Raw genomic sequence first — 13,633 nt, forward strand, 5'->3', positions numbered from 1 at the left:
TAGTGGATACTCATCTATACTGATGTAGTAAAGGAGTTCTTGCTTACAATACTTAACTTAAAAAATGAAAAACATAAATTAAACTGACAAAATAAATGTAAACCGTTTTTAGGACGTGACACAATCCTCCCAGCCTTCCCAATCCTCCTCAGCCCTCCCACCCGTCTCACTTGTCTCACTCGTCTCACCTGTCCCAGCCCTCCCAATCTTCTCAGCCCTCTCAGAAAAAATTTCTTTTATAGCATCTCTTTACTTTAGATATAGGAAGGATACAGGATCACCGAAGGATTACCGAAAGATGAGCGAAGTACAAACGTCTAATCACCGCCTAAAAACCAGAAAAATATCCTACTCCAGTCCTATTCATAATCTGTTTCAAATTTCTTATTCCTCCCAGCCTTCTTAGCCTTCCCATTCCTCCCATTAATCAAAAAAATATCTTGTTATTGCTGAAAAAACTAACGACTAAAGCCTAAAACCTAATAATTAACGATAAAAAAGTTATTTTATTATCTATTGATAATGAGTGAATTATAATTTTTCTTCAAAAAAATATGAAAAAAAGTTGCTGAAAAATTTGCAGAATATAAAAATCGTAGTACCTTTGCAACCGCAAAAGAGACAAAAAAGGAGTTCATAAAAATAAAGGAGAGGTGCCGGAGTGGTAACGGAGCAGATTGCTAATCTGTCGGCGGGTAACCGTCGCCTGGGTTCGAGTCCCAGTCTCTCCGCATCTTTTTAGCAAAGACTGATAAATTCGGGGCGTAGCGTAGTCCGGTCATCGCGCCTGGTTTGGGACCAGGAGGTCGCAGGTTCGAATCCTGCCGCCCCGACAACAATAAAATATTTCATTAATGTTCCCTTGTGAGTTGCATTATTGAAATATTTTTTTTGGGAAATGGTCACGTAGCTCAGCTGGATAGAGCATCTGCCTTCTAAGCAGACGGTCACAGGTTCGAATCCTGTCGTGATCACGAGAATTTGTTTCATTTTGTATTAAAATTTATGTTCGAAATAACGCAGGGCAAAAGCTCTGCGTTATTTTGTTTTAACCCAAATTCTACATCACATATCGGCTGCTATATTTATATTTCAAAATTATTTCATATCTTTGCCCTGCGCGGCACAATATTTGTATAAAGCAAAATACTGAAAAATTAATTAATATATGGAACAAAGAACTGCTGTTGATATCAGTAAAATAAACGAAAAAATCGAGAGGGAAAGCGCCTTTATCGATATACTTACTGCCGAAATGAATAAGGTTATCATTGGGCAAAAACATATGGTCAATGCCTTGCTTATCGGCTTGTTAGGCAAAGGCCATATCCTTTTAGAGGGGGTACCTGGGCTGGCTAAAACCCTCTCTATCAATACGCTGGCTAAGTCAGTGCACGGCTCGTTTAGTCGTATACAGTTCACCCCCGACTTGCTACCTGCCGATGTCATTGGTACAATGACCTACAACATCAAGCAAAATGAGTTTTCTATCAAAAAAGGACCTATCTTTGCTAACTTTGTGTTGGCTGACGAGATAAACCGTGCTCCTGCTAAGGTACAATCAGCTTTGCTCGAGGCTATGCAAGAACGCCAAGTAACCATAGGCGACTCTACTTTTAAGCTTGATACTCCTTTTATGGTTATGGCTACCCAAAACCCAGTAGAGCAAGAGGGTACTTATCCGCTACCTGAGGCGCAAGTAGACCGTTTTATGCTAAAAACAGTAATTGACTACCCTAAAATAGACGAAGAACAGCAGATTATGCGCGACAATCTAAGCAATAGCTATGCGGTAGTAAACCAAACAGTGAGTTTAGAGCAGATTACTAACGCACAAGCAGCTGTTAGAGAGGTATATATGGACGAGAAGATAGAAAAATATATTTTGGACATCATCTTTGCCACCCGTTATCCTGAAAAATATGGTTTAGCAGACCTTAAGCCGCTTATCAGCTTTGGAGCTTCGCCACGTGGTAGTATCAACCTTGCTATGGCAGCTAAGTGCTATGCTTTTATCAAGCGTCGTGGTTATGTCATTCCTGAAGATGTACGTGCCGTAGTATTCGATGTGCTTCGCCATCGTATAGGTATTACTTACGAAGCTGAGGCTGAGAATATTACCTCTGTAGAGATGGTACATAAAATCGTAAATACGATTGAAGTACCTTAGTAATTAGCCAATTTGCCATTAAAATGGTAATCATCACTTTTTTGATTGACAGTATAGATTTTGGATACAAAAGAATTATTAAAAAAAGTACGCAAGATAGAGATTAAAACGCGAAAACTCTCCGATAATATTTTCGGAGGGGAGTACCACTCTACTTTCAAAGGGCGCGGTATGACCTTTAGCGAGGTACGTCCGTACCAGTTTGGCGATGATATTCGTATGATAGACTGGAACGTTACGGCACGCTATAATGAGCCTTTCGTGAAAGTATTTGAAGAGGAACGCGAACTGACCCTTATGCTAATGGTAGATGTGAGTGGTAGCGAACTTTTTGGTACACAACAGCAGTTTAAGAGCGAAATTATCACCGAAATAGCAGCTACCTTAGCGTTTTCGGCATTGCAAAACAATGATAAAACAGGTTTGATACTCTTTTCAGACCAGATAGAGTTGTTTATTCCGCCCAAAAAAGGCAAATCTCACGTGCTGCGCATCATCAGAGAGCTTATAGAGTTCGAACCTAAGAGTTTTAAAACCAATATAGGCGAGGCTTTGCAGTTCCTCAGCAGGGTGATGAAGAAAAAAGCTATTGTATTTATGCTTTCTGACTTTATTGATAAGGGGTATGAGAAACCTATACAGATAGCGGCTAAAAAGCACGATATTACCGGCATTCGCATCTATGACCAAAAGGAAACAGAGTTGCCTAACTTGGGCTATATAATGGTGAAAGATGCCGAAACGGGAGGTCTGATGCGGGTAAATACAGCTTCTTCGGCAGTGCGCAAAGAGTATGCGCAGCAGTACCGCGAGACGGTGAGTTACTTTGAGGGACTTTGGCAGAAATCAGGAGCTGGGGTAGTAAATTGTCGTAATGACGAGGGTTATACGCAAAAACTATTAGGCTACTTCAAAAGGCGATGAGATAATTAGCAAATTAGTAAAGAAGATGAAGCGATTATTGTATTATACGTTTTTATTAGCTTTCCCAATGCTTTACGCCCAAGAGGTGAAGGTGGAAACTAATACGAAAAACATCAAAATAGGGGAACAAATACAGTATAAAGTGTCGGTAGAAACGCCTGCCGATACACCGGTGTCTTTTCCTGAGGGACAGACATTTGCTCCTTTGGAAATGGTGAAAACTCGTGCAGCTGATACGTTGCGCGATGGCGGGAAGTACCGATTGGTAAAGGAGTACTACCTTACCCAGTTTGACGAGGGAAAGTACACCATTCCGTCTCAGAAAATACGCATCAATAATAAGGATTATTTTACCGATTCGCTATTGGTAGAGGTGCACACCGTGGCTATTGATACCCTCAAACAGCCCCTCTACGACATTAAGCCTATACAAGAGGTTAAGAAACCTTTTACCTCGTATGGGTGGATACTTACAATTATTGCTGCAGTGTTATTGCTGTTGATAGTAGCTTTTGTTTATTTTGTGTTTATTCGCAAAAAGAAATTTCCTTTCTTGCAAACACAGAAAAAACTACCTCCTTTCGACCGTGCTATTCAAGATTTGAAAGAGCTACAAAACTCTAAATACCTGATACAATCGCAACATAAAGAATACTATACTCGTCTGACTGATATAGTGAAAGCCTACTTAGAAGAGGAGGTACATATACTTGCAAAAGAGAGTACTACTGATGAGTTATTGACGAAAATAAATCTACTACAAGAAAAAGGCAAACTAAACCTTAACCAAGAGACGATTACTAACCTCAAAAGGGTATTGCAGACTGCCGATTTGGTGAAATTTGCTAAGAATAAACCCTCTGATGACAATGCTGAATACGACCGCGAGACCATCGAAAATGTAGTGATTAAAACCCAAGAAGCTATTCCGCTTGAACCTACTGACGAACAGGCTATCAATGAAGCATGGCAGAAAGCATTAGCTCTCAAAAGGCAAAAACGAAAGAAACTCCTTATAAGAGTAGGGGTGGGGATACTTCTTTTCTTCTTGCTCGGGGGAGTAGGATTGTATTTTGGCTATCGTACCCTTAAAAATTGGTTGTTTAATCCGTATGTGGCAGAGCTAAACGAAGGCAAATGGGTAACTAGTGATTATGGTTATCCTATTACCGAGCTTACTACTCCAAAAGTGCTAATGCGCAAGCAGATAGTAGATATTACTGGCTTCAAACCTATTATTCACAGTCAGAGTACTTTCTATTTTGGTAGCCTCAACTCTGAGCTGTATATAATGACTAATATTATCACTTTTGTAAAGGAAACCGGAGGTAATAGTAGTGAGCGCGGTGATGGCAATATCTCTTTAGACCCGCAGTTGGTTAATGAGATAGTATTGGCACAGCTCGATAAGGCGGGGGCTAAGAATATCACCACCTTGCAAGAGGAATACACAACCCCTGCAGGTGTAAAAGGAATGAAAGTATTTGGTGAAATGACACTACCTGATAAAAACGGCAACCTTTTCAAAGCAAATTATGAGCTTTATAGCTTTACTGAAAATGGTGCCTTACAGCAGTTGCTCATTACCTATATAAATGATTTTAATGCAAAGGCTATTGCTAAGAGAGTAGTAAACTCAATTGCATTTAAAACAGAATAACCACCTAAAATCGTTAATCAGATGTTTAAAAATATTGTATTTGCCAATCCTGAGTTTTTCTGGCTGCTATTGCTTTTGCCACTAATGCTGTTGTGGTATTGGTTTTGGAATAAGAAATCACAAGCTAATGTTACTTTTTCGACTACCATAGCTTTCAAGAAGAAGAAGAAGAGTTGGAGCGATGCTCTTTACCACTTGCTTTTTGTGCTGCGTATGATAGCCATTGCGCTGATAGTAGTAGCGCTTGCTCGTCCACAGACACACTCAGAGAATGCTAAGACCAAAATAACAGACGGTATTGATATAGTAATGGCGATTGACGTATCGGCTAGTATGTTGTCGCAAGACCTGAAGCCCAACCGCTTTGAGGCACTGAAGAAGGTAGCCTCGCAGTTTGTGAAAGACCGTCCTAATGACCGTATAGGTTTGGTAATTTACGCAGGTGAAAGCTATACCAAAACCCCTGTTACTACTGACAAATCGATTATATTAAATGCCCTTTCTGAAATCACTTATGGGCAGATAGAAGACGGTACTGCTATAGGTATGGGCTTGGCTACAGCTGTAAACCGACTTAAAGAAAGCAAGGCTAAGAGTAGGGTAATTATTCTCTTAACTGATGGGGTGAACAATACCGGTTTTATAGACCCACAAACAGCAGCCGAGTTAGCAGCAGAATACGGCATCAAAGTGTATACGGTGGGGATAGGTACTAACGGAATGGCACTATCGCCTTACGCCCTGAATGCCGATGGCAGCATCATATACCGTATGCAGCAGGTAGATATAGACGAGCCGCTGATGAAGAAGATAGCCCAAGTGACTAAAGGGCGTTATTTCCGCGCTACTAACAACCAGAAGCTGCAACAGATTTATGACGAGATTAACCAGATGGAAACTACTAAGATAGAAGAATTTAAATATACCGAAGTAGATGAGAAATTCAGATGGTGGGTGCTTGTAGCAGGCTTCTTACTACTATTAGAGTTTGTTTTGAAACACACTTTACTTAGAAATGATATTTAAAAAAAAGAGACTGTCAGAAATCAACTGACAGTCTCTTTTTTTATTAGCAAATTGGTAAATCAATTATAACAAGTGCTTTTGTGCGCGGTAAGAAGAGCGTACCAAAGCACCACTTTCTACGTGGCGGAATCCTAAACTCATACCTATTTCTTTATACTTAGCAAATTGCTCAGGAGTAATAAAGGCTCTAACAGGCAAGTGTCGTTTAGAGGGTTGTAGATACTGCCCAATAGTTACGATATCTACTTTAGCCTCTTTTAGGTCGTGTAAAGTTTCAATTACTTCTTCTTCTTTTTCGCCTAATCCTAACATAATACCCGATTTGGTACGATTAGCACCATTCTCTTTCAAATATTTTAATACTCCCAGACTGCGGTCGTATTTAGCTTGGATACGCACTTCGCGAGTGAGGCGGCGTACGGTTTCCATATTGTGCGAGATAATCTCGGGGGCAGCCTCTAATATACGGTTGAGATTGCGTTCTACTCCTTGAAAATCAGGGATAAGCGTTTCCATAGTAGTGTTAGGGTTCATACGGCGTACAGCTCTTACCGTTTCAGCCCAAATGATACTACCCATATCTTTTAGGTCATCGCGGTCTACTGAGGTAAGTACTGCGTGCGAGATATTCATCAGTTTGATAGAACGAGCCACCTTTTCAGGTTCTTCCCAGTCGAGGCTTTCAGGTCTACCCGTTTTCACTCCGCAGAATCCACAAGAGCGGGTACATATATTGCCGAGAATCATAAAAGTAGCGGTACCTTCGCCCCAGCACTCGCCCATATTAGGGCAACTGCCAGAGGTACAGATAGTGTGTAGGTTATATTTATCAACTACATTGCGCAGTTCAGTATATTTTTTGCCGGTGGGCAGCTTTACCCGAATCCATTTGGGTTTAGCTTGAGGAAATGCTTCAGTGGCTACAATGGGCTCTGAAGCAACAGTTTCTACATTCATTGTATTCTTGAAAATCTATAATTTTATTACAAAAGTAGTACTTTTTTGTCAATTGACAAAATTTTAATTACCAGAGGTCGATTAAATTTCGGTCATTCTTCGCTTATCCTTCGCTCATCCTATACGTGAGGTACACAGTATTCGTATTTAACTTTAGGTACATTTAAATCTCGCATAGTGCCATAGAGTTAAATGCAAATGCTGTGAATAATTTTTGCTTATTTCTGTATAAATCACTAACTTTGCGACTCCTGATTATAGTAATCGATGAACAGAAAAAAAATAACTAAAGATATGGTGCGGGCTTCAGTGGCAGAGTATCTTACCTTTGTGACAGCTACAGGTGAGAGTAATATACAGTAATTGTCTTTATATAGTTTTTGTAAGGCAAGGTCATATCTATAAGTTCATCTGCTAATGATTTAGCCTGTGTAGTTTGAAATAAATTAAAGGATGAGAGAAAAATATATTGAAAAAACTTAAAAAAATTTTAATATCTCAAAAAACTAACGTACTTTTGTAGCGTTATTATTACCGATTAAAATTATTAATTAAATACAAACAAAATGAGTTACAGAATTGAAAAAGACACTTTAGGCGAAGTGAAAGTCCCTGCAGATAAATATTGGGGGGCACAAACAGAGCGTTCTCGCAACAATTTCAAAATTGGTGCTCCTGCCTCTATGCCAAAAGAAATCATTCGTGGTTTCGCTTACCTCAAAAAAGCAGCTGCTTATGCCAATTTTGATTTAGGTGTGCTTTCTGCTGAAAAACGCGATGCTATTGCTCAAGTATGCGACGAAATCCTTGCAGGCAAACTCGATGACCAATTCCCATTGGTTATCTGGCAAACAGGTTCTGGTACGCAGTCTAATATGAACGTAAATGAGGTGATTGCTAACCGTGCTCAAGTGCTTGCTGGCAAACAGATAGGCGAGGGCGACCCTGTGTTAAAAGCTAATGATGATGTAAATAAATCGCAATCGTCTAACGACACTTTCCCTACAGGTATGCATATTGCTTGCTACAAAATGGTGGTAGAGAAAACGCTTCCTGGGGTTCAGAAATTGCGTGATACCCTTGCGGCTAAAGCTGAAGCTTTCAAAGATGTAGTTAAGATAGGTCGTACGCACCTTATGGACGCTACTCCTCTTACGCTTGGTCAAGAAATCTCTGGTTATGTGGCCCAACTCGACCACGCCATCAAAGCGATTAAGAATACACTCGCACACCTTTCAGAACTTGCTTTAGGTGGTACAGCTGTAGGTACAGGGCTTAACACTCCTAAAGGCTATGATGTAAAAGTAGCGGAGTATATTGCTAAATTTACCGGTCTACCTTTTGTTACAGCTCCTAATAAATTCGAAGCTTTAGCCTCTCACGATGCGATAGTAGAGAGCCACGGAGCTTTAAAACAGTTAGCAGTAGCACTTAATAAGATAGCTAATGATATTCGTATGATGGCTTCAGGCCCTCGTTCAGGTATAGGCGAAATTCTTATTCCTGAAAACGAACCGGGTAGCTCTATTATGCCAGGAAAAGTAAATCCTACTCAATGCGAGGCTATGACTATGGTAGCAGCTCAAGTAATGGGTAATGATGTAGCTATCACTGTAGGGGGAACACAAGGACATTACGAACTCAATGTATTCAAACCGTTAATGGCTTCTAACTTCCTAAAATCAGCAGAGCTTTTAGGTGATGTATGTGTGTCATTCGAAGAGCATTGTGCAAGTGGAATTGAGCCTAACTATAAACGCATCAAAGAGTTGGTAGATAATTCACTAATGTTAGTTACAGCGCTTAATACTAAGATAGGTTACTACAAAGCTGCCGAGATAGCTCAAACAGCACACCGCAATGGCACTACTCTTAAAGAAGAAGCAGTACGTTTAGGTTATGTTACCCCAGAAGATTTCGATAAATGGGTACGCCCAGAAGATATGGTAGGTAGTCTTAAATAATTATCAAGTAAAATATAAATTGCTAAATGTTAAAAAAATAAAAATATTTTAGCAAAAATTTGCATGATATTGTGTAAAAATATACCTTTGTACCCTAATTAGAGCTGTTAAACTATCAACAGGGAGAAACTGAAAATCCATAAGAGTAGGAAACATAACAAATAAAAATGTATTTTTTATGAAAAAATTATTCGTTGCAGCAGCTTTAGCTACTGCCCTAACAAGCTGCTCTCTTACATTACCAGTAGCAGCTACTAGCAATCCAGTTGGTAAAAAAGTAGGAACTGCTACCGCTACTGGTTATCTTGGTGTATTGTTCTTTGGAGCTGATGCAAGTATCCAAAAAGCAGCTAAAAATGCTGGTATCACTAAAATTTCAACAGTAGATATCAAACACACAAGCATTCTTGGTATCGTGGTTTCTTATGAAACTATTGTAACTGGTGAGTAGTTTTTTTTAATTTAAAAGAAGAAAAAGAACTATCTTGAGATATTTTAGATAGTTCTTTTCTTCTTTTTTTAATGTTATCTTATGAAAAAACGTTTTTTATTACTTAGTTTACTACTAATCTCTTTATCTATTAGTCTTAATAGTTGTTTAGGAGTAAAACCTGCAACTTCAGGAGGAGGTAAAAAGTACTTTGAGAGCTATTATGTAGGCGATGAGGGTAATCAATATTTTATAAAACCTTTAGCCTTAGTAAGTGAATACGAAGAAGCTAAAGCTACATTAGATATTAGCTTCAGAAGCAAAGAAAGTTTGCAAGGTACAGCACAGATGAATTTTAGCGTGTATATGCCAGAGGCTATACATAGTTTAAAAAGTGTTTATTTGTATGTTAATAATACAAGTTTTGAGCTGTCTGATGTCAAATTGTTATTCGTAGAAAGAGAGAAAAATAGCTTTCAGTCGCGTTTTTCCACTACTATTCCTGCAGAAAAATTGAAGTCTATATTTAATACTTCTGATTGGCAATTAGTCATAATAAAAGAAAAAGGTAAGACCTATAAATTTGATACAGCCTCTTCATCTAAAAAGAGAATAGAAGCAATAAATTCTAATTTGTTTACTATTTTTAAATAACTAAACCATTAAGAAATGAAACCAACTTTTTTGATACTATTAGCATTATTGTTTACTAACAGCTGGGGACAAGCTATTACCTCTCAACGCCCTAATATAGTAGTCTTTATAGTAGATGATATGGGCTGGGAAGACACTTCTTTGCCTTTCTGGGATACGCGTGTACCTAATAATGATACTTACCATACCCCTAATATGGAGCGCTTAGCAGCTAAAGGCATACAGCTCACACAAGGCTATGCTTCTTCTATATGTTCCCCCAGTAGGGTAAGCCTAATGACGGGTAGCAATCCAGCTCGCCATCGTGTAACCAATTGGACGCTTCACTACAATACCCCTACTGATGTAGAAGACCCTATTATTACTCCTCCTGAGTGGAATGTCAATGGCATTTCGCCTGTACCTAATATTCCTCGCACTTATTACGCTCGTACTCTTCCGCAGTTGCTCAAAGACGTAGGCTACTATACTATTTGTATAGGCAAAGCGCATTTTGGGGCTACCCAAACGTTAGGGGCTGATCCGCTGAACTTAGGTTTTGAGAAGAATATAGCAGGACACGCTGGCGGAGGGCCTGCCAGTTACTCTGGGCTTACTAATTTTGGCAATCGTACAGACGGCAAACCATCATCTCCTTTTGCTATCCCCGACCTACAAAAGTATTGGGGAAAAGATATTTCTGTTACCGAAGCTCTTACCCTCGAGGCTCTTGCTACCTTAGACAGTCGTCCTAAAGACCGTCCGTTTTTTCTCTATCTTTCGCATTATGCGGTACATATTCCTATAGAAGAAGACAAACGTTTTATTGATGCTTATAAGCATTTAGACCCTATAGAGGCGCGCTATGCCTCTATGGTAGCAGCTATGGATAAAAGCCTCGGCGATGTGTTAGACTACCTCGAAGCACATCAGTTAATTGATAATACTTTTATCTTATTTCTCTCTGATAATGGCGGACTTAGTGCTGTAGCGCGAGGAGGTAAGCCTAACACACATAACTATCCGCTACAAGCAGGCAAAGGTTCTGCTTATGAGGGGGGCGTACGTATCCCTATGATAGCAGCTTGGCACGGACATATACCTGCTGGTACGCGTACTTCGCAACCCGTTATTATCGAAGATGTTTTTCCGACTTTGTTGAGTGTTGCTCAACTAAAGCATTACCGCTACCAAGTGCCTCAAGTAGTAGATGGTAAGAGCTTTTTGCCTTTGCTCGAAGGGAAAAAAGTAGGTGGGAAGCCCCGTCCCCTTTATTGGCATTGCCCTAACAATTGGTATACAGTAGAAGGTTATGGTTACGGAGCTTCGAGTGCCATACGCTTAGGCGATTGGAAATTAGTGTATATGTACAAAACAGGGCAAAAAGAACTCTTTAACCTCGAAGATGATATAGGAGAGCAGTACAATTTGGATACAGAATACCCGCGCAAGACACAAGAGCTCACAAAAAAACTGCGCCATTACCTTAAGCGAGTAAAAGCGCAGTTACCTATTAATAAAAAAACGGGGAAACCTATTGAGTTAAATTAAGGATTTTCAATGAGGGTAGGTTGGTCAGTTAGCTTAGCTCCTTCTAAAATAAAATCGGTAAGGCGTTGTAGATAGATACTTATTTGAGGGTCTGTAACGTTGAAGAGCATCACGATAACTACCTGTTCATTAGGGTATACTGATAGCCAACCAAAACCACCTACTCCCATACCGGTATGTCCAAAATAGTCGCGTCCATTCCAGTCACGTTGGTTTTGCCAACCTATACCGTAGTTTATCTCTACATCATCAGTAGTACATTGTTTTTTGAGCATCTCATTTTCTACTGCTTGCGATAAGAAGCTGTGTCGCTCTATGGCAGTACCCATTTTAGCAATATCGTGAGAGGTAGAAAGGAAGCCTCCGCCTGCTAATTTGAAGTAGTTGTTCACTTCAGTAGCTTTGTCTAATCCCTTTTTAGTACGGGTGTACGGAGTAGCTTCATCAGTAATAATTTTACCTCTGTCAGGAAAGGTGCGCCACATATTCAGTGGTTTAAAAACCTCATCTTTAGCTATATCTTCAAACTTCTTGTTTAGGCACTTCTCAATAGCTAATGAAATAAGATTAATACCATAACTGCTGTATAAAAACTTAGTGCCTGGTGCCGATTGTAGTATGTCATCTTTAAATAGGTCTATTCCTTCTTCTATAGAGTATTTCTTGTTGAGGGTATATTCATTTGCTTTGTAAGAGCGAATACCTGCCAAATGTCCAGCAAGCTGTTTAATAGTGAAGTCAAACGGTTTGGGCGGGAAGTTAGGTACGTATTCATACAGCGAAAGATTCCAGTCAAATTTCTTTTGCTCTTGTAGGCGTGCCAATAATACTCCAGTGATAGCTTTGCTCATACTAGCTACGCGAAAGATAGTTTTTTGCGGGTCTACAGGTGTTTTTTTGCTAATATCGGCATAGCCATACCCTCCTTGCCAAATAATTTTCCCTTGTTTAGTAACCGTGACTGATGCCCCTGGTATAATTTCCTCTTGAATAAGGTAGTACAATATCTTTTCAGCTTCAGTCTTAGCCTCTTCAAACGAGGTAACTTCAGAAGGATTCTTTTTAAAAACCTCTGTATCAGATAGTTTCCTTTGCCCGAAAAGAGTATTAAAGAAAGAGATAATAGTAGAAAACACGATAATGGTTGTTAGTTTTTTCATTTGTAATGAGTTGTTTTTTTTCAGGGCGCAAAGATAGTAATTATGAGCGGAAAAAAGATGAAGATAATGTAATAAAATACAAAAAAGCTGTTAGAAAATTCTCTAACAGCTTTTTTTATATATAAAAACAAAAATAAAGTCTATTTACTCATTATCTCTTTTACTTTTTCACCTATTTTAGCAGGTGAATCCACTACGTGTACACCACACTCTCTAAGAATGCGTTTTTTAGCTTCAGCAGTGTCTTCAGCACCTCCTACTATAGCTCCAGCGTGCCCCATAGTGCGCCCTTTAGGAGCGGTTTCACCAGCAATAAAGCTCACTACAGGTTTTTTGTTGCCATTAGCTTTTATCCAACGAGCAGCTTCAGGTTCTAACTGACCACCTATTTCGCCTATCATCACTATACAGTGGGTTTCAGGGTCATTCATTAGTAGTTCAACAGCTTCTTTAGTAGTGGTACCAATAATAGGGTCACCGCCGATACCTATAGCGGTAGTGATACCCAAGCCCTGACGTACTATTTGGTCAGCAGCTTCATAAGTAAGAGTACCCGATTTAGAAACAATGCCCACGTGTCCTTTTTTGAAGATAAAACCGGGCATAATACCTACCTTAGCTTCTTCAGGAGTGATAACTCCAGGGCAGTTAGGCCCTATAAGCCTACAGTCGCGATTTTTGATGTAAGCAGCCACTTTCACCATATCGGCAACAGGAATACCTTCAGTGATGGTAATAATCACTTTAATGCCAGCTTCTGCTGCTTCCATAATGGCATCTGCAGCAAATGCAGGCGGTACGAAGATGATAGAAACATCAGCTCCTGTGGCTTTTACAGCGTCGGCTACGGTGTTAAATACGGGTTTTCCTAAGTGTGTTTGTCCACCTTTGTTAGGGGTAATACCGCCTACTACATTCGTGCCGTAAGCAATCATTTGCTCAGCGTGAAAAGTACCTTCACTTCCGGTGAAGCCTTGTACAATCACCTTTGAATTTTTATTCACTAATACACTCATTGCGATAAACTTTTAGTTTTTAGTTGAAGCAAAGATAAGTATTTTATTTGAGCCGTACAATTTTTATTCGATAAAATAAATAACTTTTCGTAATTGCTATTTCTTATGTGGTTGTTTATCAGCGAGTTATTAAAAAACGAAA

The 13,633-nt window shown here is 39.5% G+C and carries 11 protein-coding genes and 3 tRNA genes; 11 read left to right on the forward strand and 3 right to left on the reverse strand.

Annotation, left to right across the window (positions count from 1 at the left end; all coding sequences use genetic code 11):
• Positions 1–647: 647 nt before the first annotated feature.
• From C8P65_RS10995 to C8P65_RS11025, 7 genes are all read left to right on the forward strand, one after another.
• A tRNA-Ser gene (locus C8P65_RS10995) sits at positions 648–731 on the forward strand.
• Positions 732–758: 27 nt separating this feature from the next.
• A tRNA-Pro gene (locus C8P65_RS11000) sits at positions 759–833 on the forward strand.
• 67 nt (positions 834–900) lie between these two features.
• Positions 901–974: transfer RNA gene (locus tag C8P65_RS11005), tRNA-Arg, on the forward strand.
• Positions 975–1,168: 194 nt separating this feature from the next.
• A complete protein-coding gene (locus C8P65_RS11010) occupies positions 1,169–2,170 on the forward strand; it encodes an AAA family ATPase (RefSeq protein WP_009388903.1) in 1,002 nt (333 codons plus the stop codon).
• A 60-nt stretch (positions 2,171–2,230) separates the two neighbouring features.
• Positions 2,231–3,094, forward strand: a complete 864-nt coding sequence (locus tag C8P65_RS11015; protein ID WP_107782842.1) for a DUF58 domain-containing protein — start codon at positions 2,231–2,233, stop codon at positions 3,092–3,094.
• Between the two features lie 25 nt (positions 3,095–3,119).
• On the forward strand, positions 3,120–4,754 hold the full coding sequence (locus tag C8P65_RS11020; RefSeq protein ID WP_107782843.1) for a BatD family protein: 1,635 nt from the start codon (positions 3,120–3,122) through the stop codon (positions 4,752–4,754).
• 21 nt (positions 4,755–4,775) lie between these two features.
• Positions 4,776–5,780, forward strand: a complete 1,005-nt coding sequence (locus C8P65_RS11025; protein ID WP_107782844.1) for a vWA domain-containing protein — start codon at positions 4,776–4,778, stop codon at positions 5,778–5,780.
• 63 nt (positions 5,781–5,843) lie between these two features.
• Here C8P65_RS11025 and lipA read toward each other — a convergent pair whose 3' ends face one another.
• Positions 5,844–6,737, reverse strand: a complete 894-nt coding sequence (lipA, locus tag C8P65_RS11030; RefSeq protein WP_107782845.1) for a lipoyl synthase — start codon at positions 6,735–6,737, stop codon at positions 5,844–5,846.
• Between the two features lie 566 nt (positions 6,738–7,303).
• Between lipA and fumC the strand changes: the two genes are divergently transcribed.
• From fumC to C8P65_RS11055, 4 genes are all read left to right on the forward strand, one after another.
• Entirely contained in the window at positions 7,304–8,701 is a 1,398-nt protein-coding gene (gene fumC / locus C8P65_RS11040) for a class II fumarate hydratase (protein WP_107782846.1), read from the forward strand.
• A 178-nt stretch (positions 8,702–8,879) separates the two neighbouring features.
• Positions 8,880–9,152: a TRL-like family protein gene (locus C8P65_RS11045; RefSeq protein ID WP_107782847.1), complete on the forward strand. Its 273-nt coding sequence runs from the start codon at positions 8,880–8,882 to the stop codon at positions 9,150–9,152.
• Between the two features lie 81 nt (positions 9,153–9,233).
• Positions 9,234–9,785 carry a hypothetical protein gene (locus C8P65_RS11050; protein ID WP_107782848.1) on the forward strand — a complete coding sequence of 184 codons (552 nt, stop codon included), beginning with the start codon at positions 9,234–9,236 and terminating at the stop codon, positions 9,783–9,785.
• A gap of 15 nt (positions 9,786–9,800) precedes the next feature.
• Positions 9,801–11,315, forward strand: coding sequence for a sulfatase (locus tag C8P65_RS11055; RefSeq protein WP_107782849.1), 1,515 nt, complete (start codon positions 9,801–9,803; stop codon positions 11,313–11,315).
• Here the strand turns inward: C8P65_RS11055 and C8P65_RS11060 are convergent.
• Both C8P65_RS11060 and sucD read right to left on the reverse strand, forming a co-directional pair.
• Positions 11,312–12,475, reverse strand: a complete 1,164-nt coding sequence (locus C8P65_RS11060; RefSeq protein ID WP_107782850.1) for a serine hydrolase domain-containing protein — start codon at positions 12,473–12,475, stop codon at positions 11,312–11,314. The genes C8P65_RS11055 and C8P65_RS11060 overlap by 4 nt on opposite strands.
• Positions 12,476–12,615: 140 nt before the next feature.
• Positions 12,616–13,491, reverse strand: a complete 876-nt coding sequence (gene sucD / locus C8P65_RS11065) for a succinate--CoA ligase subunit alpha (RefSeq protein ID WP_009391786.1) — start codon at positions 13,489–13,491, stop codon at positions 12,616–12,618.
• Positions 13,492–13,633: the final 142 nt, after the last annotated feature.

Origin of the sequence: Capnocytophaga leadbetteri (assembly GCF_003054025.1) — a bacterium.
Taxonomy (GTDB): Bacteria; Bacteroidota; Bacteroidia; order Flavobacteriales; family Flavobacteriaceae; genus Capnocytophaga; species Capnocytophaga leadbetteri.